This is a genomic window from Castellaniella denitrificans (genome assembly GCF_027214045.1).
Classification (GTDB): domain Bacteria; phylum Pseudomonadota; class Gammaproteobacteria; order Burkholderiales; family Burkholderiaceae_B; genus Castellaniella; species Castellaniella denitrificans_A.
Window position 1 is genome coordinate 31,089 of record NZ_JAPWHE010000014.1, and the last position, 18,556, is coordinate 49,644.

24 protein-coding genes and 1 pseudogene are annotated in these 18,556 nt (G+C 60.8%); 22 read left to right on the forward strand and 3 right to left on the reverse strand.

The genetic code is table 11. The annotated features are described in order from the left end of the window. Positions 1-24 precede the first annotated feature (24 nt). From O4H32_RS14165 to O4H32_RS14220, 12 genes are all read left to right on the forward strand, one after another. Positions 25-1,170 carry a major capsid protein gene (locus O4H32_RS14165; RefSeq protein ID WP_269360238.1) on the forward strand — a complete coding sequence of 382 codons (1,146 nt, stop codon included), beginning with the start codon at positions 25-27 and terminating at the stop codon, positions 1,168-1,170. 43 nt (positions 1,171-1,213) lie between these two features. Then, positions 1,214-1,492, forward strand: a complete 279-nt coding sequence (locus O4H32_RS14170) for a HeH/LEM domain-containing protein (RefSeq protein WP_269360239.1) — start codon at positions 1,214-1,216, stop codon at positions 1,490-1,492. Positions 1,493-1,495: 3 nt separating this feature from the next. Then, positions 1,496-1,957 (forward strand): DnaT-like ssDNA-binding protein, encoded by a 462-nt coding sequence (locus tag O4H32_RS14175; RefSeq protein ID WP_269360241.1) that lies wholly within the window; start codon positions 1,496-1,498, stop codon positions 1,955-1,957. Beyond that, a complete protein-coding gene (locus tag O4H32_RS14180) occupies positions 1,957-2,130 on the forward strand; it encodes a hypothetical protein (protein WP_269360243.1) in 174 nt (57 codons plus the stop codon). Before O4H32_RS14175 ends, O4H32_RS14180 begins: the two co-directional genes overlap by 1 nt. Before the next feature lies 1 nt (position 2,131). After that, a complete protein-coding gene (locus tag O4H32_RS14185; RefSeq protein ID WP_269360244.1) occupies positions 2,132-2,332 on the forward strand; it encodes a hypothetical protein in 201 nt (66 codons plus the stop codon). A 1-nt stretch (position 2,333) separates the two neighbouring features. Continuing rightward, positions 2,334-2,711, forward strand: coding sequence for a hypothetical protein (locus tag O4H32_RS14190; RefSeq protein WP_269360246.1), 378 nt, complete (start codon positions 2,334-2,336; stop codon positions 2,709-2,711). Next, a complete protein-coding gene (locus O4H32_RS14195) occupies positions 2,708-3,109 on the forward strand; it encodes an HK97 gp10 family phage protein (RefSeq protein ID WP_269360248.1) in 402 nt (133 codons plus the stop codon). The genes O4H32_RS14190 and O4H32_RS14195 overlap by 4 nt, the downstream gene beginning before the upstream one ends. Beyond that, positions 3,106-3,516, forward strand: coding sequence for a phage tail terminator-like protein (locus tag O4H32_RS14200; protein WP_269360250.1), 411 nt, complete (start codon positions 3,106-3,108; stop codon positions 3,514-3,516). Before O4H32_RS14195 ends, O4H32_RS14200 begins: the two co-directional genes overlap by 4 nt. 135 nt (positions 3,517-3,651) lie before the next feature. Then, a complete protein-coding gene (locus O4H32_RS14205; protein WP_269360252.1) occupies positions 3,652-4,161 on the forward strand; it encodes a Rha family transcriptional regulator in 510 nt (169 codons plus the stop codon). Between the two features lie 66 nt (positions 4,162-4,227). Further along, a complete protein-coding gene (locus tag O4H32_RS14210) occupies positions 4,228-4,890 on the forward strand; it encodes a phage tail tube protein (RefSeq protein WP_269360254.1) in 663 nt (220 codons plus the stop codon). Positions 4,891-4,899: 9 nt separating this feature from the next. Beyond that, entirely contained in the window at positions 4,900-5,208 is a 309-nt protein-coding gene (locus tag O4H32_RS14215) for a phage tail assembly chaperone (protein WP_269360256.1), read from the forward strand. 62 nt (positions 5,209-5,270) lie between these two features. After that, positions 5,271-5,513, forward strand: coding sequence for a DUF1799 domain-containing protein (locus tag O4H32_RS14220; protein ID WP_269360284.1), 243 nt, complete (start codon positions 5,271-5,273; stop codon positions 5,511-5,513). Between the two features lie 512 nt (positions 5,514-6,025). Here the strand turns inward: O4H32_RS14220 and O4H32_RS14225 are convergent. After that, on the reverse strand, positions 6,026-6,352 hold the full coding sequence (locus O4H32_RS14225; protein WP_269360259.1) for a helix-turn-helix domain-containing protein: 327 nt from the start codon (positions 6,350-6,352) through the stop codon (positions 6,026-6,028). After that, the gene (locus O4H32_RS14230; protein ID WP_269360261.1) at positions 6,336-6,590 is read right to left on the reverse strand and encodes a type II toxin-antitoxin system RelE family toxin; all 255 of its coding nucleotides are present in this window, start codon (positions 6,588-6,590) and stop codon (positions 6,336-6,338) included. Before O4H32_RS14230 ends, O4H32_RS14225 begins: the two co-directional genes overlap by 17 nt. 209 nt (positions 6,591-6,799) lie before the next feature. Here O4H32_RS14230 and O4H32_RS14235 point away from each other — a divergent pair, with 209 nt between their 5' ends. The 4 genes from O4H32_RS14235 (at position 6,800) to O4H32_RS14250 (ending at position 11,525) form a co-directional block, all read left to right on the forward strand. Continuing rightward, entirely contained in the window at positions 6,800-7,819 is a 1,020-nt protein-coding gene (locus tag O4H32_RS14235; RefSeq protein WP_269360263.1) for a hypothetical protein, read from the forward strand. Beyond that, complete coding sequence (locus O4H32_RS14240; RefSeq protein ID WP_269360265.1) at positions 7,791-8,162, forward strand: hypothetical protein; 372 nt, start codon at positions 7,791-7,793, stop codon at positions 8,160-8,162. Before O4H32_RS14235 ends, O4H32_RS14240 begins: the two co-directional genes overlap by 29 nt. Beyond that, positions 8,155-9,009, forward strand: a complete 855-nt coding sequence (locus tag O4H32_RS14245; RefSeq protein ID WP_269360267.1) for an alpha/beta fold hydrolase — start codon at positions 8,155-8,157, stop codon at positions 9,007-9,009. Before O4H32_RS14240 ends, O4H32_RS14245 begins: the two co-directional genes overlap by 8 nt. Positions 9,010-9,113: 104 nt before the next feature. Continuing rightward, positions 9,114-11,525, forward strand: a complete 2,412-nt coding sequence (locus tag O4H32_RS14250) for a phage tail tape measure protein (RefSeq protein ID WP_269360269.1) — start codon at positions 9,114-9,116, stop codon at positions 11,523-11,525. 197 nt (positions 11,526-11,722) lie between these two features. Here O4H32_RS14250 and O4H32_RS14255 read toward each other — a convergent pair whose 3' ends face one another. Further along, a complete protein-coding gene (locus tag O4H32_RS14255) occupies positions 11,723-11,929 on the reverse strand; it encodes a hypothetical protein (RefSeq protein ID WP_269360270.1) in 207 nt (68 codons plus the stop codon). Positions 11,930-12,026: 97 nt separating this feature from the next. On the opposite strand from O4H32_RS14255, the gene O4H32_RS14260 reads away from it, so the two are divergent. From O4H32_RS14260 to O4H32_RS14285, 6 genes and pseudogenes are all read left to right on the forward strand, one after another. Then, positions 12,027-12,380: a hypothetical protein gene (locus tag O4H32_RS14260; protein WP_269360272.1), complete on the forward strand. Its 354-nt coding sequence runs from the start codon at positions 12,027-12,029 to the stop codon at positions 12,378-12,380. Positions 12,381-12,407: 27 nt separating this feature from the next. Next, on the forward strand, positions 12,408-12,926 hold the full coding sequence (locus O4H32_RS14265; protein WP_269360275.1) for a hypothetical protein: 519 nt from the start codon (positions 12,408-12,410) through the stop codon (positions 12,924-12,926). Positions 12,927-12,969: 43 nt separating this feature from the next. Beyond that, positions 12,970-13,446, forward strand: a complete 477-nt coding sequence (locus O4H32_RS14270) for a DUF1833 family protein (protein ID WP_269360277.1) — start codon at positions 12,970-12,972, stop codon at positions 13,444-13,446. 59 nt (positions 13,447-13,505) lie between these two features. Then, positions 13,506-13,841, forward strand: a complete 336-nt coding sequence (locus O4H32_RS14275) for a hypothetical protein (RefSeq protein ID WP_269360280.1) — start codon at positions 13,506-13,508, stop codon at positions 13,839-13,841. Next, positions 13,823-17,692, forward strand: a complete 3,870-nt coding sequence (locus O4H32_RS14280; RefSeq protein ID WP_269360282.1) for a TipJ family phage tail tip protein — start codon at positions 13,823-13,825, stop codon at positions 17,690-17,692. The genes O4H32_RS14275 and O4H32_RS14280 overlap by 19 nt, the downstream gene beginning before the upstream one ends. A 57-nt stretch (positions 17,693-17,749) precedes the next feature. Next, a pseudogene (locus O4H32_RS14285) lies at positions 17,750-18,556 on the forward strand (hypothetical protein); the annotation flags it as partial.

Here is an 18,556-nt window from a genome sequence, read left to right on the forward strand (position 1 = left end):
TTTCATTTTTCAAGGATCAACATCATGGCTAACACCCTGACTGGGATTATCCCGACCCTGTATGCCGCCCTGAATACGGTTTCCCGTGAAATGGTCGGCTTCATCCCTGCGGTTCGCCGCGACTCCAATGCCGAGCGGGCCGCCGTCGGCCAAACCGTCCGTGTGCCTCTGGGCGAAGCGGGCGAACTGGAAGACATCACCCCGGGCGCGCAACCAGCGAACTCGGGCGATACCACCGTCGACCACACGGACGTCACCATCACCAAGTCCAAGGCGGCTCCGGTGCGCTGGAACGGCGAAGAGCAGCGGGCAGTCGGCTCGACCGGTGTCTATAACCAGATCCTGGCCGATCAGTTCACCGACGCCATGCGCAAGCTGGTCAATGCCGTGGAAGTCGATCTGTCCCTGGCGGCCATGGCGGGCGCCTCGCGGGCCCATGGAACGGCTGGCACGGCGCCGTTTGGCACCGCTGGCGATCTGTCCGACTTCGCGGGCGTGGCCCAGATCCTGGACGTCAACGGCGCGCCCATCGTGGACCGCCAGCTGGTGCTGGGCTCCATGGCCATGGCGAATCTGCGCGGCAAGCAATCGGTGCTCTTCAAGGTGAACGAAGCCGGCACCAATGACATGCTGCGCAACGGTATGACCGATCGCGTGCAGAACTTCGCCCTGCGCTATTCGGGCGGCATCAATCTTCATACCAAGGGCACTGGCGCGGGCTACGTGGCCGATGGTGCGCACGCTGCGGGCGTCTCCGGCATCGTGCTGAAAACCGGGACCGGCACCGTGCTGGCTGGCGACATCGTGACCTTCAACGGGGACACCAACAAGTATGTCGTCAATACTGGCATCACCGGGCCGGCCACGCTCGGTATCGGCAAGCCCGGCCTGCTGGCCGCCCTGGCCGATGGTGGCGCGATGACCATCGGCGCGAACTACACGCCGAACGCTGCGTTTGCCCGGGGTGCCATCGTACTGGCCGCCCGCGCGCCCGCCGTGCCGGAAGGTGGTGACTCCGCCGACGACGCCATGACCATCACGGATCCCGTGACCGGCATGACGTTCGAGGTCCGGGTGTACCGCCAGTACCGCCAGGTGAAGTACGAGGTCTGCCTGGCCTGGGGCTGCGCGGTGGTGAAGCCCGAACACGTCGCCCTGCTGATCGGCTGATGAACCGCTGGGGCTTCGGCCCCAGCATTCTGGAGAATGCGAAATGTCCCATCTGATCCCGGTCAGCAAAGGCGCTGACTATCTGGAAGTGCATCCCAATACGCTGGCTGAGCACAAGAAACTGGGCTGGACGCAGTGCGCCAAGCGCCAAGACACCGCAGCCCAGGGCGGCGAGGGCGGCGAGGGCGTAAGCGACAAGCTCGGCGTGGCCGAACTGCGCGGCAAGCTCATCGAGCTTGGTATCGAGTTCGACCCGAAGGCCAAGAAGGCCGATCTGCAGGCGCTCCTGGACGCCGCAGCCCAGGGCGGCGAGGGGGCGTAAGCCATGGCGCTGATCGTCGAGGACGGCACCGGCAAGGCGGACGCGGAAAGCTACGTGAGCGCGGCTGATTGCGCCACCTACGCCGCCGCCCACGGCCTGACCTTCGCCGGCGACGAGCCCGCGCAAGAGGCCCGGCTTCGACGCGCCACCCAATACCTGGACGCGCAGTACAGCTTCAAGGGCGGCGAATCGACCGATACTCAGGCGCTGGCCTGGCCGCGCACTGCGGCGCCTGGCGTGGTGCCGCGTGAGATTGTGTCGGCCTGTTGCGAACTGGCCTGCAAGGCTGGTGACCTGTGGCAGGACGTCGATCCGCGCGCCATCGTGAGCCAGACCGTGGGCCCGATCAGCACCACCTATGCCGAGCCGGTCAATGGCGGACAGAAGCGGTTTGCCGCTGTCGATTCGCTGCTGCGTCGCTGGGTTTCTGGCGGCGGATGGAATGTTCCGGTGGTGAGGGCGTGATGGACTTGCTTCGATCAGGCCCCGCTGATCTTTCACGCGCCATGGTGCGCGATGTGCTGGAAGCGATCCACAAATACGACGGCACGGTTCCGTTTGCGCTGGCTGTGGGCGTGCTGGAAATGTGCAAGGCGCAGTTGATCGAAGACGCAGCGGTGGAAGACGAGGACGACTGAAATGAGCCAGACCATCAAAATTGAAATGACGGGCCATGGCCACGGCAAGGTGTTTGTGGATGGCGTGCAGTTGACGCATGCGGTCGCGGCCCGTGTTCGGATTGGGGTCGGGGAATCGAATCGGGTTCTGTTGGTGCTTGCGCCGGAGCAAGTCGAGATAACCGGCCCGTTCGACGTGGCGACGGCGCAGGCAGAGGGCTGACATGGCTATCGACTACCCCCAGATCGCCGAGAGCGCCCACGCGGCCCTGCTGGATGCGGGCGGCCCGGTGACGCTCATTCAGCCCGGGGCGTCCGAATACATCCCCGGACAGGGCATGGTGACACAGCCAGATATCGAGCATCCCTGCACTGGCGTGGTGTTCGACTTCGGCCTGCATCAGTCTGGCGCGGCATTCACGGCCGGTAGCCTGATCGAAGCAGGGGACAAGCAGCTGTATCTGTCGCCCGAAGGCGTCCCAGCGGCTATTGGCCCCGGGTTCCGTGTTCAGGCATTCGGGGAGAGTTTCACGGTGGTGAGCGTGAAGGCTACGGCGCCCGCTGGCGTGCCGGTCCTCTACGAATGCCAGTTGCGGCGATGAGCGGCGCTGTAGACCTATCCCGCCTGGTCGAGAAAGCCAACGGGAACATCGACAAGGCCGTGCGCCAGGCGCTGATTCTGGCCGCCCAGGGCGTGGTTATGAATACGCCAGTAGATACCGGGCGCTTGCGCGGCTCCTGGGGGTTCGGCGTCAGCGTGCCCAAGAACGGCCCAACCGACACGACCGACAAGGCCGGCGGCGCCACGCTGACCAAGATCGCCGCAGCGGTCAAAAGTCAGGAGGCCGGCCCGAAGTTCTACATCACGACTGCGCTGCCGTATGCCAAGCGGATTGAATACGAAGGCTGGTCGCACACGAAGGCGCCGGCCGGCATGGTGCGGATCACCATCGCCAACCTGCCCAATGCCATCCGAGATTACGTCAGGGGTCAGCTTTGAAAGCCATCATCCGTGCCGCCTTCGAGAAGACGCTGGCCGACTGGGCTGCTGCACAGACGCCGGCCATTCCGGTCGCCTTCGAGAACGTGGCGTTTAAGCCGCCCGCGACCGGCCCGTACCTGCGCTGCTTCCTGCTGCCGGCCGACACGGTCGACAACACCATGGCCGGGCAGTTGAGCGAATACCGAGGGCTGTTTCAGGTGAACGTCGTCTGTCCTGCCGGCACTGGCCCGACCGCAGCGGAGGCGCTGACCGCAGCGATCGCCGCGCAGTACCCGGCCAAGGCCCGGATGACCTTTGCTGGGTTCACTGTGATGGTGGCGACGCCCATGCGCGAGCGCCCGGCCCTGCAGGACACCAGCACCTACACGATCCCGATGGACTGCCGGTATACGGCTGTTCAGTAACCCGTTCATCAATCAATTTCATGCCGTCCGGTTGGGCGGCCTTTGTTTTGGCCGCAGCTAGGAGGCATCCGAAATCGCCTTCCCTGGGGCGCTGCTGCGGCCATCCTCATTTCCAGGGCATTGCAGGGAGTGAATATGCAAACACCATTCGAGCCACTGGTCTCCGTCATCGGCGGTGAACCCCTGGCATCCAGCCTCGTGATCGCGCGCGGCATGAAGGCCAGGCACAAGAGCGTCATCCAGTTGATCCGGCAGCATGCGGCCATCCTCCAGGAGTTCGGCCCACTGGCATTTGAAATGCGGGTGGTGAAACGCCCACAGGGCGGCGGCGCCCCGACCGAATACGCCATGTTGAACGAGCAGCAGGCCGCTCTGCTGATTTCGATGATGCGCAACACAGACGAGGTTGTGGCATTCAAGGTCCGGTTGATCCGCGAGTTCTACCGCATGCGTGATGCACTAAGCCAGCGCACGCAGAACCTGTATCAGCAACTTCAGGCGCTGGTGGCAGAGGAGGTCTCCACCCAGGTCAAAGCGTCCTTCGGATCGCGCCTGATGCTGGAGCGTAAGTACGCCATTCCCGATTTCAGGCGACGGCGCGAAGCACTGGAGTCCCAGTTGCAGCCGTCACTCTTCATTCACTGACCCGGCTCCGCGCCGGGTTTTTCATCTGTGCCGCCGTGTGCGGCTTTTCTTTTTTGGAGCTACATCATGGCCGGAGAAACCCTCCCCGACGGCGCCCGCCTGTTCCTGGGCACCGCGCTGGCGACCGAAGTCAGCATCACTGCAATCACCAACGCCAACCCTGCCGTCGCCAGCGCTGTCGCTCACGGCTACACCGATGGCGATTACATCGCCATGACGTCGCCCTGGGCGCAACTGGATGGCATGATTCTGCGGGTTGAAGGATCGACCACCGACGCCTTCGATCTGGGCGGGTTCGACACCACCAACACCACCAACTTCCCGGCGGCGACCAATACCGCAAAGGCTAAGAAGGTCACCACCTGGCTGGAAATTCCGAAGATCACCCAGCCCGCCATGGACGGCGGCGACCAGCAGTTCTACCAGTTCCAGTATTTAGCCGAACGCATCCAGCGCCAGATCCCGACCGTGAAAAACGCCAAGAAATTGTCCATGCGCACGACCGACGACGGCGGCGACACGGACATCTTCAAGGCGCTCGTGGCGGCTGACGCATCGCTCACGCCGCAGGCTATCAAGCTGGTTCTGGCCAACGGCTCCGAGATCGTCTACATGATGTACGTCGGCTTCGACAAGCATCCGTCCCTGGACCAGGGCCAGATGATGACGAACCCGCTGGTGCTGACCATGGCGGCGCCCGATTTCATGCGCTACAAGCCGCTGGTGTAAGGGGGATTCATGGCCATCAAACTGACGCCGAACCCCACTTTCCGGGCCAAGGTCACGATCCAGCCGCCCGGCGACGGCAAGCCCTTCGACATCGACTGCGAATTTCGGCACAAGACTGCGGCCGAGCGCGAAGCGTTCCTGGCGGCCCACAAGTTCGACCTGGATGCTGTCCAGGAGGTTCTGGTAGGCTGGAAGGACAAGGACGTCGAGTTCTCCGAGGAAACGCTGGCCGTGCTGCTGGATAACTACCCTGGCGCGGCGTCCGAATTCCTGACCGTCTACCTGCGGGAGCTGGCCGGGGCCCGTCGGGGAAACTGAAGGCGGTCGCCGCGTTTCTGTACGGGAAGGATCCTGGCGGGAGCGCGGCGGCCGCGTTCGGTATTTCCGCGTCGGATTATGAGCGGGATGTGCCGCTGTGGCCGGAGAATGTCCAGGCCGTGGCGCTCTTCTCCAGGCTGTCGTCGCAATGGCGTGCGGGCGCTCTCGGTGTGGTTGGGCTGGATTACAACGTGCTGTTCCACGAGATGGACCGGATGGATCTGGAGCGGGACGAATATGACCGGTTATTTGAGGACATCCGGACGATGGAGGCGGCGGCGCTGGAGGAAATGAGGCGGGAGTAGGGTATAGTTTCCGTAACAACAACTTACGGAGGCACGGATGCACGAATTGATGGCCTTATTGGGGATGTCGTTCGCATCTTGGGCGCTCATGTCCTGGCTGGCATGCGCATTCCTTGCGGCATTCGTGGCTAGCGAAAAGTATCGCTGCACTACGTGCTGGTTTGTTGTTGGTCTTTTATTTGGGCCTGTTGGACTCTTGGCTGTTGTAGGTCTCCCAGATAGGGGCGAAGAGCGGTTAAGGCCGTCTCCGAAGACTCATGTGACCTGCCCAGATTGTGCGGAGTTTGTGCGCAATGAGGCCGTGGTGTGTTGTCACTGCGGCTGTAAGTTAACGCCAATGGTCAAGAATAACGTGGGGCTTGTGGATCTGCAGTCCAGCGTGACTGGTCGGATTACGCAGCGCGATCAGTCTTGGATCCCGCCAGGGTATGAAGACAAGGCGTAGCCAGCATGAAAGCATATGAAGCCGCCTACGGGCGGCTATTTTTTGACAGTAGTGGGCCGCCCCGCTGCTATATATCCAGTTGCGCAGGCGAGATGCCAAGCGCCTCCGCGATCTTCTCGATGCTGGCTTTGCGCAGGCGCTCGCTGTTTTCTTGCTGGGCATAGGCGGACTGGCTGACTCCTAGGCGTTTCGCCATTTCGGCCTGCGTGAGGCCGAGGTGTTCGCGCCAAGCGCGCACGGGCGTGGCTCCATCCACGGTGCGGCTTATAACATCATGAGGGATGAGGCCGTCTCCCTGGGCGCGGTCGGCCATGTATTGATCATAGGGGATCACCACGAAGGCCGGGGTGCCGCCCGGCCCGTTGATGATCTGGATGTTAGTAGGTGCGTTCATCGCGTTTCCTCACTTCCTGAATTTCAATGATCTTGACCTCGATGCCCCAATCGAACAAGACGCGGTAGTTACCGACGCGCAGGCGGTAGCCGTACTGGTGGTTCGTCAGCGCCTTGATGTTCTGGCAGTCTGGCATCGCAGCCAAGGTACTGACGCCATCGCGGATCGTCGCCTGATGTTGGCGGTCAATCTTGCGCAGTTGCTTGGCTGCCTTGGGGGTCCAGAAGATCGAGTTCATGGACAAATTATAAGTTAATTATAAGTTTTATACAAGAAATATAAGCATCTGACTCTGCCACCGGGCGCTTTCCCTGCTGCATGGAAAGACAGGAGGCGCGCCGGGCGAGGCAGGGGGACGTTGAGCGGGATGGATGTAGGGAACTCCCTCTGTCCATGAAACATAATGTAATGGTATGCTGCCCTCCGAAGAGTCGGAGAACCCCACGTATGCCAGTCGATTTGCAGCGCTCACATCTGTTGATTAACCTGTTGGAAATATCCACCAGCCTTGCTGTTGTTTCTGCTTTTTTGAAGAGCAAGGGGCTACACCACTCTGCAGGCAGTTGGACGGCTATGCGCAATCTGAGGTTGCTAAAGCACCTTCAGGATGAAGCGATTTCGAACAATGATCTGGAAAAACTTGTACAGGAGGCAGAGGAATACGGGCGACAGCACGTATTTCTGTACTCTTGTGATCCATCAGCTGCCAGAGCGATGATGGATAGGGGCAAAGTAGACCGAGAGCTTAGGTCGCGGGGATTAGATAGGCTTATTGGCGCCTCGAAGCTTGTAGAGGATCCTCAGGGCACAGAAATAGTTGATGTCCGATGGGAGTCGGGTAGTAACAAGGACTTTGCTCTCGTCATCAAAGAGGTGGAGCTTAGGGTATACACCAAGTATCTTGGAGTAGAGCAGCGCGGCACGCAACTACTAAAGGTGTACGACCGCATTAACGAACGAGCCGTAAACATAGCAAGGCTGCATATTAGCGGCGCACTGGAGATCAGGATTGCCTCTCGTAGAAATACCACGAAATATGAACAGGATATATACGATTTTTTCGGAAGAATAGATGGACTGATAGATTCCTTGGAGTTTACCGAGCACTCCATCACAACCGGTAAAGACTATATTTGGAAGAATCGTAAGGCACTGTCAGAGCAAATTCGGAGCGTGGACGCGACGATGAGAAACGCGGCAGGAAATGTGCTTCGCGGCGCAACTGGTCGAGTGGGCAGCGATTTAAGTGATGATGACGCTGTTTCTGATAGCCTGGATGTGTTGTTGGGTGGTGACGCAAACGCCTACTGTGATTCGACGAATATATATTTCAAACCAACGCAAAAAATGTCGGCCGAGACCCACGTAATATTGTCGGGAGAGCCTAATGAATTTGCTCTACCCGCTAAGTGCGCGAAGAGCGACTATGAGCACGTTCTTGAGCAAATACGACTCTTTAATCGCTGAGTTTCCAGAGGAAGGAGAGGCGATTCTTCGGCTATGCCAATTTTTGGATAGTCCGGGGCTGCCCATCAACGCTGAGTTCAAAGCCGGCCGTTTGTTCGATATAGCGAAGCCGAGTTCAAATCGTGCTCTGGTGCTCGTTTTGTCAAGCTTGGTCCAGATGGGACTTATGCGTCGCTTCGTCCGCGTCGAGTCTGACGCAATGGGCGGTATTGGCGATTATCCTTCGGTGTCTCACGTCCCTCAGGTGATGTTCGATACTAGGTTGGGTATTGATGTTGAGGTTCGGCTAGACCAAGTCTGTTTGATGTATGCCCCCACACAGGAGCGTTCTGCGAATGCGTGAGGCTGCTAGGCGTGTCAAAAGTCAGGCTACCGCCCAGACGTTGGCAGATGTTCAGGCGCACCTGGCTGCCTTGTCCTCTGATAGAGAGCGTCAGATTGCAGAGCATGCATTTCTCCTAGGGCTTGAGATTGGAAAGTCAGCGGGCGATGGTGGTGATGTTGTTGTTCTGATTCATGGTATTAGAACTCACGCAGAGTGGCAGGAACGATTGCGAGACCGGTTGGTTGAACTGGGAATTGACGCCGTACCGATCGGGTACGGATATATGGATGTTTTCCGTTTTCTTTGTCCGCTGTTTACGCGTGCGAAGCCGCTACAGAAAATAGAGCGTGAATTCCGTGGTATTTTGAAGCGTGAGCCTAAGCCGCGAGTGTCTGTTGTAGCGCACAGCTTTGGTACTTACTTGTTGGCTAAGATGCTTGAGGATGCGACTGACGTGCGCGTCAATCGGGTGATATTGTGCGGCTCGATTATCTCGACTGAGTACAGGTGGGACAAAGTAGAGTCTAGGGTCGGCGCGATTGTAAATGAAGTCGCAGTGTCGGATTTCTGGCCCGTGTTGGCTAAGGCTTCGTCTTGGGGGTATGGATCAAGCGGAACCAGTGGCTTCAAGACCCAGGCTGTCCATGATCGTTACCATCGTGGCGGTCACAGTTCATTCTTCGATGACGGCCACATGGAACAATATTGGCTTCCCTTTCTTAAAGATGGCCAAATCGTAAAGTCAGAAGAAACCTCTCGCAGAAAAATTTCATTTTGGATAAGTGCGCTGCACGTATTTCCGCTGAAAACCATGTGTGCCGTAGCAGTGTTCTGTGTTGCTGCTTGGTGGACTGGCATGCTTTGAGGCGATGAAATAATATCATGGCTGCTTTTATTTTCAGCCCTGTCTAGTGGGCCTCTTCATCCCCAGGCTCTGCTTATGCAGGGCCTTTTTCATGGGCGCAAGAAATGGCAGATGACATCGTAAGCTTCGGCCTTGAGGTTGATAGCTCTCAGGCCCGTAAAGCCAAGGAGGACCTGAACGACCTTGCCAAGTCTGGCCCGGCTGTCGAGCAGGCTCTCAATCGCCTGAGGGGCGCCGGCGCATCTGGCGCGGCTGGCGTGACCGCCGTCGGGGCGGCTGCAGCAAGGGTCAAGGCAGAAACCGACAGGATGCGCCAGGCGGTGGTCATGGCGAATTCGTCCCTTGGCACCTTGATGCGCGGTCTAGGAAGTCTTGGCGCAATCGCCGGCATCGGCGGCACGCTGTCGCTGGGCGCGATCTTCGGCAAATTCATCAGCGAGACGAAGAACGCGCAGATGGAGCAGGCGCAGCTGGCCGCCGTGCTGAAGTCCACGGGAATGGCCGCTGGCTTCACCCGGGCTGAGCTGAACGCGATGGCCTCCGACATGGCAGCCATGTCCACTTTCACGGCGGGCGAGATCAACCAAGCGCAGACGCGACTGCTGTCCTACTCGAACATCGCGCATGAAATGTTTCCGCGTGCGATGCAGGCGGTGATCGATACGTCGATCCGCATGGGCATGAGCGTCACCCAGGCCGCAGAGACCGTCGGGCGGGCGCTGGACATTCCGAGCGAGGGCCTTGCTTCGCTGTCGCGTCAGGGCTTCCGGTTCACCGACGATCAGAAGAAGATGGCCAAGGCGCTGGAGGACACTGGCCGCATTGCTGAAGCCCAGGGCATCGTCATAGAGGCGCTGGAATCGTCCTACGGGGGCGCTGCTGCTGCGGCACGGAACACGCTGGGCGGCGCGATGCAGGCGCTTCAGAACCAGGTCAGCGACCTGATGACGGGTGGCGACGGCTCGATTGACGGGTTGACATCAGATATCAATTCTCTGACCGCCAGCCTGGGGTCGGAAGAAACCCGACGGTCCTTTCAAGAGTTTGTCGGGCTGCTGGCGAATGTGGCTGAAGAGGTTCTGAATCTGACCAATCAGTTCGCGCTCGGGATGCGCTATTCCGACGGATTCTTCGATGCGCTCGGGAAGTACGGTCTGACGAATCCTGCCAAGTCAGCGGCGCAACAGTTGGCGGAGGTGAACGCGCAGATCGAGAAGCTAGAGGGGACCAAAAACGACAAATTGAGGCTGTGGCGCCCTGGCGGTGGCATGGCTATTGTTGGGGACCCGAAAGACTCTTATGAGGGCCAGATGCGCGGCCTGCTTCAAGAGCGGTCCTACTGGCAAGCGATGATGGGCCGTGAGCGCGACAAGGCTCTGCGTGGGCTGAACGATGCGTTCGACATGCCCTTGTTCGATCCGCCGCAGCTTGCCCCTGTTACGGTAAAGCCGTCCGGCGGCAGCAAATCCGGCAAAGGCTCGAAACGCAAGATCCTGTACGACAGCATCGAGGACTGGATGGGCTCCGCCGATGGCATGGCCCGGTTGGCGGATGTGGAAAAACGGTACGGTCAGATCGGCGATCTGGTCGAGAACCGCCTGACCATCGCGCAGACGAAATACAACCGCGAGCTCGAAGCCATGGGGCAGGGCAACTGGGCGCGGCGGGTCAATGAGTCGCTGCAGGAAATCCGCGACAAGTATCAAGATTTGCTTGAACAGCGGCGCAACTCCTCCGTTGGCCTGTCCGAACAAGACGAAGCCGCGCTCAGGGCCGCGATGGAGCGCGAAGAGCAGATGGCGGTGGACTTCTACGCCCGGCTGAAGGAAAAGCAGGGCGACTGGTTGCTAGGCGCGAAAGATGCGTTGATCAACTATCACGATGAGTCGGCGAACGTCTACCAATCCATCGGCCAGATGGTGCAGAACAGCTTCCGGGGCATGGAAGATGCGCTGACCACCTTTGTCACGACCGGCAAGCTCTCCTTCAAGGACTTGGCCGACAGCATCATCAGCGACATGGTGCGGATCATGATCCAGCAGTCCATCACGGGGCCGCTGGCTGGTGCTTTGGGCGGCGCGCTGTCCGGGATGTTTGGCGGATCGTCGCTGCCTGCCACATCATCCTGGGCGCTGCCGGTCATGCCGTCAGCTAAGGGCAACGTGTTCGGCCCTGGATCTGACCTTGAGCACTACCGAAATACCATCGTCAGCAGCCCGACGCTCTTTCAGTTCGCCAAGGGCGGCGCTTTTGGTCTCATGGGAGAAGCCGGCCCCGAGGCCATCATGCCGCTCAAGCGCGGTCCGGATGGACGGCTTGGGGTGTCAACGCATGGCGGGGGCGTTGCCCCGAACGTCGCCATCAACCTGATCAATCAGGGCGGCGAGCAGATGCAGGCCACGCAGCAAGGCCAGCCACGCTTCAACGGCGAGCAGTGGGTGATTGATGTGGTGATGACCAAGGTGATGCGCAACCAGTCGATCAGGAGCCAGTTGCGTAGTGCACTGACAACTTGATGATGCCCCGCTGAGCGGGGCTTTTTACTTGGAGGTTGATATGGGCGGGTTTGGAAGGATAGGCCAACAGCAAATCACGAACGAATTGCTCATCGCTCTGGCGCATACGCTGGCTCAGGAGGCGCGTCGTGATCTGTATGACGATCAAGGCAATCTTGCCGGGTCTGATGACGAGATTGCTGAGCGGATGACAGCAGTTATTCGGCGGGTGGATTCGATTTCTTCAAAGATTGGATCTGCTCTTCAAGGCGCTTGATGGCTGCGGCCTGCTGGTTTACGACGCGCGCTAGGGCAGCATGATCATCCACAATTTGGCCGATCAGCCCCGCAAGCTTGTTGGGGTCAATCCCCTTTTCTGAGAAACCGATAAGAGCGTTTCGGATGCTTTGAGCGGCAATCGCCATAGTTCTCTCCGGTAAGTTACAGGCGTAGGAACCAGTAACGTACCACCCCGCCCGCCAGGGCTCCAAGTTTTGGCGGACATTTTCATTGGGATTTCGCATGGCAACCTGGCCCACATACGCCCGGCTCATCGTCGCTGGATACGGCGAAGAAGCGGATTACGGCGTCCTGCGTTCCGAGATGGACAACGGCATCGCCAAGCAGCGCGCGCGGTATTCCACACCCATCGTCACCCGGGACGCCACGGTGATCGTGATGAGCTTGGCCGAAAAGAATGCGCTGGATGCCTGGATCGCTGCTGACCTTTCCGGCGGCGCAGCCTGGTTCACCTGGACCGAGCCACTGACAGGCAACAGCGTCCAGGCCCGGCTCGTTTCCGGCAAATGGAAGTGGGGCGAACCGCAGGGGGCTGTTTGGCAGGCCACCTGCCAGATCGAAACCCTGGGGCGGTAAGCTGAATCCCTCACAAGGGGGGAAGCCATGCCGAATTGGTTTGGAGATGCGCTGGGTAGCGCAATTGGATTGGTGGCGATATTGCTGGGTGCGCTCTACAACGCCCGCCTCATGCGCCGCCGGGATGACATGATCATGAACGATGAAGCGAAAGCCATTGCGGCTGCCATTGGCGCTGAGATGGGCGTGTATGCGGAAATGCTGGGCAGTCTGTATATGCAGGCGTGCGTCCCTCCGGACTCAGGAAAGAGCATGGCAATCGTGCGAGCATTGCGGGCGCCTGATCTGACGGTATGGCCAGCTATGGCCGGCAAGGTTGGTCTGCTCGGGGCTGATCTTGCTGGCAAGACAGTCAGAGCCTGGATGCTGCTTTCGATGCATGCGCGTATGCTTCAGGCCAGCGTCGATGACACACTGGCGGGGGAATGGGACGAGAAGCGAATCAGGGGACGTGCCGATTTCCTGAAGATGGACTTCCCCAAGATCGCCGACACGGTTCAGGCGCTGACCGGAACCAGGCCGGACCTGGATTACATCATCCCCTGAGGCTTACGACACTCTGACCGACCGCCCGCGAGGCGGTTTTTTTATGCCCAACACCTACACCTCCGCCGGACGCCGGAATCTCCTGGCCACGTCCGCCGATGAGCCGTTCCTGGTCTTGCTGGAAATCCAGCATCCGGAACTCGATGATCCGGTGCGCGTGGTCAACGACACGGTCAACATCACTGCGCGCGGCAATGAATATGTGGCCTGTCCATTTGAACTGGTGCTGCCCGACGACGTGGCCGAGCAGGTGCCCAAGGCCCAACTGCGCGTCGACAACATCGGCCGCGAACTCACCCAGTGGCTGGAATATAGCCGCGGCGGCAAGGGCGCGAAGTGCCGGATCATCCATGCGCTGCGCAGTGATCCGGACGTCTTCGAGTACGACATGACGCTGGATATGTCCGGGATCTCGATCGACAACCTGGCCGTCACCGCTGACCTGGGCTTTCAGAACACGCTGATGCTGCCTGCCGTGGCCGTGCGGTATGACCCGAAAACTACGCCGGGAGCGTACTGATGGCGCATTGGAGCGGACGATACATCGGCCAGCCCTACATCCCAGGAGTGGCGGATTGCATGAACCTGGCTGAGCAGGTCGCAAACGAGGTGTTGGGCATCTATCCCGGCATCCCGACCGCGCACGAAACGTCCCTTCGCGGCCAGGCTGAGCAGTTGGACCGGCTGAAGGCGACGTATGCCGAGCGCGTGGATGCGCCCATTGACGCCCAGCCGGTGCTGTTCGTGGCGCGGGGCCGGTTCTTTCACTGCGGCGCCGTTGCCTTGATCGGCGGCGAAACCTGGGTACTGCACAACGATCAATCGGCTGGCATGGTGGTCTGCCAGCGAATGCGGGATCTGACCCGCTGGGCCTACTCCTTGGAAGGATATTACCGGTGGATCGCAACGAAGTAACGCCGCTGGTCGTCCAGCCGCACCCGTTTACGCCCGAAGGCCGCACGCTTACCGTCGCGGCCTTTTTGCAGGGCGAGACCTTGGGTGCGTACGTCGAGCGCAATGGCATTGTCCTGCCGCGTTCAGCTTTCCGCGTTCAGCACAATGGCCGCGTGGTGCCACATCACCTGTGGCAGCGCTTGATCCCGCGCACGGGTGACCAGATCGTGATTCACGCCATCGCCCAGGGCGGCGGCGGTGGCGGGAAGGTGTTGCGCACGGTCGCGATGATCGCGCTGGTTGTTGCCGCGCCGTATCTCGCCGGCGCAATGGGATTTGTTGCCGGGACGGTTGGGTATTCGCTGGTTACTGCCGGCATCATGATCGGCGGCAGCTTGCTGATCAATGCCTTGCTGCCGCCGCCGACCGCAACCGCCGAAGCCCTGGGTACAGGCGCGAAGTACGACGCCTCGCCGACCTACTCGATCTCGGGCGGCCGCAATCAGTTGCGCCTGTGGGAGCCGATGACGCTCATTTTCGGGCGTCATAAGGTTGTCCCGGACCTTGGCGCCAAGTATTTCACCGAGTACGTCGGCGACACGCAATACCTGAATCAGGTCTTCCACTTCGGTCTGCAAGCGGGCCAGTGTGTGCTCACGGATTTCAAGATCGGCGCGACCTCGATCAATGATTACCAGGACGTCCAGATCCAGGTGTCCGACGAGGACGGCAAGCTGTCCATGTTCCCGGGCAACGTCGATACTCTGGATGGGTTCGTGCTGGAATCCGGCGTGGTGAACAGCCGCACCACGCCGCTGGACACAACCTCGATCTCTGTGGATCTGGCCGCGCAACTGTTCAACATCAACGATCAAGGCTCGATCGGCGGCATGTCCGTTGATGTGGCAGTCCAGTACCGCAAAGTGGGAGATACCGCCTGGATCGATGCCGGCTCAATCACGGACGCCATCTACGCGACGCATTACTGGTCATTCCAAGAGCGGTATATCAATGAGGGCGATAGCACGTGGTCGTATTACTACCAGCAAATCCAGTATGGCTCCACGAACCCCTCCGATCACACGGACGGGGAGACAGTGGTCATCTCTCCGGCTTGGTGCACGAACGGCGACACTCCAATTTGCACACGTGAGCGCGTTGGCGTCTGGCGCTGGCTACCTCATCCGTACCGCCAGGGCCGCCCATGGCGTGGCATTGCGCCGGACCCGCTGCTGGGCTACGTCACGAGCCCGGGCGTGCGCATCTACGGCGCCCGCCAGGAGCCGACGCGCAAGACCGTGTCCTGGGCCGTCGCGAAAGGCCAGTACGAGGTCCGCATCTGGAAAAGCACCGCAGACATCAAGGGCAGTCGTCAGAGCAATGAGACGGCCGTCTCCCAGATCCTGTGCTTCCAGACTGACGACGCAGACTACACAGGCCAGTTGCGGGTCGCGCTGCGGATCAAGGCGACCAGCCAGCTCAATGGCGCCATCGATGAGTTCTCGGCCATGGCCCAGGCGCAGGCGCCGGTGTGGACTGGAGATCATTTCGATGTACAGCACACGCGCAATCCGGCCTGGTGGTACCTGTGGTTCGCGATGGGCAAGTCCATCGAGGGCAAGGGGCGGATCTATGGCGCCGGCCTCACCGACGCACAGATCGACATCGAGGCGATCAAGGCCTGGGGCGCGTGGTGTGACCTGAAAAAGCTGACGTTCGACTATGTCCTGGACCGCAAGATGAGCAGCGCCCAGGTCCTGCAGATGATCGCGCGCGCCGGCCGCGCTTCGCCCACGTGGCAGACCGGCAAACTGGGTGTGGTGTGGGATGCCGCTGATCAGCCGGTCGTGGCGATGTTCGGGCCGTTCAACATCAAGGCCGGCAGCTTCAAGGTCGCGTATATCAATGACGACACGCCCGACGAGATCGTCCTGAATTTCGACAACGAGAATCGTGATTACCAGATGGACGAGGTTCGGGTTCAGGTGCCGGGCGCCACGACCACGAACAACCCCCTGCAGCTCGATCTGGACGGCTGCACGGTCGCCGACATGGCCGGACGCGAAGCCAATCTGATCGCGGCCTCCCAGGTCTGGCACCGCCGGCGCACGACCTGGGAGACGGACATCGAGGGCTGGGTGGCCAGCCGCGGCGACGTCGTCCAGATCAGCCACGACCTGACCGTGTGGGGATATTCCGGGCGCCTAGTGGGGCGGTCTGGCAACCAGATCATGCTCTCGCAATCTGTCCCCACCGGCTCGGGCACGATGATGCTGCGCGACCCCGAGGGCAACATGAAAACTGTCGTGGTTGCCGGGATTGCAACCGATACCGACACCGTCACGATCACCAGCGACATGACGGGGTTTGCGCTGCCCGGCGATGCCGGGTTCGAGGATGTGCCGGCGCTCGACTGGGCGTTCTTCTTCGACCCCCTGGCAACCCCTGGGCGGCGGTTCAAGATCGTGGACGTGCAGCCGACCCAGGATGGCGTGCGGTTCTCGGCGGTCGATGACGAGCCCGAATACTACGCTTCGGAGACGAACCCGTACGGCTACACGCCGCCGCGTGATGGTGCGCTGCTGGCCGGCATTGTGTTCGGCATCACGGTCGTGGAGGGCATCGTCAACGTCCTGGCCGACATCAACAGCGTGCAGATTGGCTGGGCGCTCTCGGTCGCCATGCCGGTTGATGTCGTGATCGCGGTCAACGGCGCCGCACAGCCCGCCGTGCGCGTTGTCGATCGGAAGATGACGATCCAGGCGCAGACGGGCGACGTGCTGGACATCACAGTGACGCCGGTTTCAGTGCTGGGCCGGGGCAAGCCAGCGATGCGCAGCTACACGGTTCAGGGCCTGCGCGCACCGCTGCCCGCAGTGACCGGCCTGACCAGCGTGTTTCGTGACGGCCTGACCGTACTGACCTGGGGCCGCGTCGTGGATGTCCGGCAGCCCGACTACGAGATCCGTGTCGGCGAGTCCTGGGCGAACTCGCGCACGGTGGCGGTCACGCCCATGCTCGAATCCCTGACAGCGGGCAACGGCCTGTACTGGGTCGCTGCGCGCTACGTCTACAAGGGGCAGGCGATCTACGGTCAGCCAGACAGCCTGCTGGTGTCGGGGGCCGCGCTGGTGCGCAATGTCCTGCTGACCGAGGTCGAGGATCCGGCCTGGGATGGCGTGCTCAGCGAGGGCGCCTACGTCTGGGATGACATGCTGACCCTGGTGGGCGCCGGTGATGTCCTGGACGAGCCTGACATCCTGGCCGTGCGTGATGTGCTGTGGTACGGCGGTGCTCAGCCGCGCGGCGTGTATACGTCTGCACAGACCGTGGACATTGGTTTCGTCGCGCCCGTGCGGCTGGATTTCCATATCGATGCCTACGCCCTGAATTTCGGCGAAGACGTGTTGAGCATGGCCGATGTCCTGGCCAACCCAGACATCCTGAACGCATCGAATGCCCAGCACTGGATAGCCACGCCGCAGCATCGGACCGCCGGCGAGGATGGAGTCTACGGGCCGTGGCTGAACTACACGCCTGGCCTGGTCAATGCGAGGTATTTCCAGGTCCGACTGGTGATCGAGACTGATGACCTGCTGATCGTGCCATTTGTCGAGCATTTCACGTGGGTCGTGGACGTGCCGGATCTGATCCAAAAGGCTGAAGGCATAACCGTGCCGACTACCGGCCTGCGGATCGAATACGAAAAGATCTTCCACGCCGTGCCGAATGTCCAGATCGCACTGTTCGATGCCGTGGACGGCGACCGCTACGTGCTGACGAATTCGGACGAAACCGGGTTCGACATTCAGATCTTCAACGCATCCACCCCGAAGGCCGCCGTCATCAACTGGCTGAGCCAGGGATTCTGATTTTCCTTCGCATCAACCCCGGCCCGCCCTGAGCGGGCCTTTTGTTTTGGAGTCGACATGACCCAAGAAGCTGTGCAAATCACGACCACACCGCCTTTGCCTGGGCTGCAGCTCGTGCAGGACATGAATAAGGCCCTGGAAACCATCGCGACCGATTTCGCGGGCAGCACCGATCCGGCGGCTATGGCCTGGGCGTACTCGACTTGGGCCGACACGGGGACCGGCACGTTCAAACGCCGCAATGCCGCGAACAGCGCCTGGGCGATCGAGGGGCGGCTGCTGCGCGCGCATCTGCCCATGTATGCCCAGGTGGACGTGCCCGCGCTGGACATCGGGCCGATCTACATCATCGGCAAGGGACCGGCGGAATGGGTCGGGGCTGCGTACAAGCCGCTGATCTCCGGCATCCCCGGCGCCACCTTCGCCGAGGTCGACGCTCTTGTCGCTGACCAGGGCCCGATCATCGTCACCGACATGGGCTGCATGCCCTGGGTCTGGACAAACACGGCGTACTTCACCGGCTACCGAAACCCGCTGTGCGCCACGATCCCGCAGCATTTCGCGGCTACGGCCCGGGCATGGGAAATGCCGGTCACGGGCGGAGTTTGGTCGGAGTCCGATCCGAAGCAGCGTCGGCTGATTGCCTGGTTCCGTGAGCAGGGCCTGACCGTTGCTTCAGGATCCTGGGCGAAGGGCTGGGGCCGCATTGCTGACCTCGGCGGCGGCGACTGGAAGGCGCCCGATTTGCAGGATGTTTTCTTGCGGATGGCCGGAACTGACGCCGACACTGCGAATGCGGCGGGTGCCGGGGTCGGCAAGCTCAACACGCTGAAAGCACACGATCATCTGACATGGTCAAGCAGC

Excerpts from the sequence above, each read along its gene's own strand:
- O4H32_RS14165 (WP_269360238.1), top strand. The coding sequence starts at position 25 with ATGGCTAACACCCTGACTGGGATTATCCCGACCCTGTATGCCGCCCTG.
- O4H32_RS14170 (WP_269360239.1), top strand. The coding sequence starts at position 1,214 with ATGTCCCATCTGATCCCGGTCAGCAAAGGCGCTGACTATCTGGAAGTG.
- O4H32_RS14175 (WP_269360241.1), top strand. The coding sequence starts at position 1,496 with ATGGCGCTGATCGTCGAGGACGGCACCGGCAAGGCGGACGCGGAAAGC.
- O4H32_RS14180 (WP_269360243.1), top strand. The coding sequence starts at position 1,957 with ATGGACTTGCTTCGATCAGGCCCCGCTGATCTTTCACGCGCCATGGTG.
- O4H32_RS14185 (WP_269360244.1), top strand. The coding sequence starts at position 2,132 with ATGAGCCAGACCATCAAAATTGAAATGACGGGCCATGGCCACGGCAAG.
- O4H32_RS14190 (WP_269360246.1), top strand. The coding sequence starts at position 2,334 with ATGGCTATCGACTACCCCCAGATCGCCGAGAGCGCCCACGCGGCCCTG.
- O4H32_RS14195 (WP_269360248.1), top strand. The coding sequence starts at position 2,708 with ATGAGCGGCGCTGTAGACCTATCCCGCCTGGTCGAGAAAGCCAACGGG.
- O4H32_RS14205 (WP_269360252.1), top strand. The coding sequence starts at position 3,652 with ATGCAAACACCATTCGAGCCACTGGTCTCCGTCATCGGCGGTGAACCC.
- O4H32_RS14210 (WP_269360254.1), top strand. The coding sequence starts at position 4,228 with ATGGCCGGAGAAACCCTCCCCGACGGCGCCCGCCTGTTCCTGGGCACC.
- O4H32_RS14215 (WP_269360256.1), top strand. The coding sequence starts at position 4,900 with ATGGCCATCAAACTGACGCCGAACCCCACTTTCCGGGCCAAGGTCACG.
- O4H32_RS14225 (WP_269360259.1), bottom strand. The coding sequence starts at position 6,352 with ATGAACGCACCTACTAACATCCAGATCATCAACGGGCCGGGCGGCACC.
- O4H32_RS14230 (WP_269360261.1), bottom strand. The coding sequence starts at position 6,590 with ATGAACTCGATCTTCTGGACCCCCAAGGCAGCCAAGCAACTGCGCAAG.
- O4H32_RS14235 (WP_269360263.1), top strand. The coding sequence starts at position 6,800 with ATGCCAGTCGATTTGCAGCGCTCACATCTGTTGATTAACCTGTTGGAA.
- O4H32_RS14245 (WP_269360267.1), top strand. The coding sequence starts at position 8,155 with ATGCGTGAGGCTGCTAGGCGTGTCAAAAGTCAGGCTACCGCCCAGACG.
- O4H32_RS14250 (WP_269360269.1), top strand. The coding sequence starts at position 9,114 with ATGGCAGATGACATCGTAAGCTTCGGCCTTGAGGTTGATAGCTCTCAG.
- O4H32_RS14255 (WP_269360270.1), bottom strand. The coding sequence starts at position 11,929 with ATGGCGATTGCCGCTCAAAGCATCCGAAACGCTCTTATCGGTTTCTCA.
- O4H32_RS14260 (WP_269360272.1), top strand. The coding sequence starts at position 12,027 with ATGGCAACCTGGCCCACATACGCCCGGCTCATCGTCGCTGGATACGGC.
- O4H32_RS14265 (WP_269360275.1), top strand. The coding sequence starts at position 12,408 with ATGCCGAATTGGTTTGGAGATGCGCTGGGTAGCGCAATTGGATTGGTG.
- O4H32_RS14270 (WP_269360277.1), top strand. The coding sequence starts at position 12,970 with ATGCCCAACACCTACACCTCCGCCGGACGCCGGAATCTCCTGGCCACG.
- O4H32_RS14275 (WP_269360280.1), top strand. The coding sequence starts at position 13,506 with ATGAACCTGGCTGAGCAGGTCGCAAACGAGGTGTTGGGCATCTATCCC.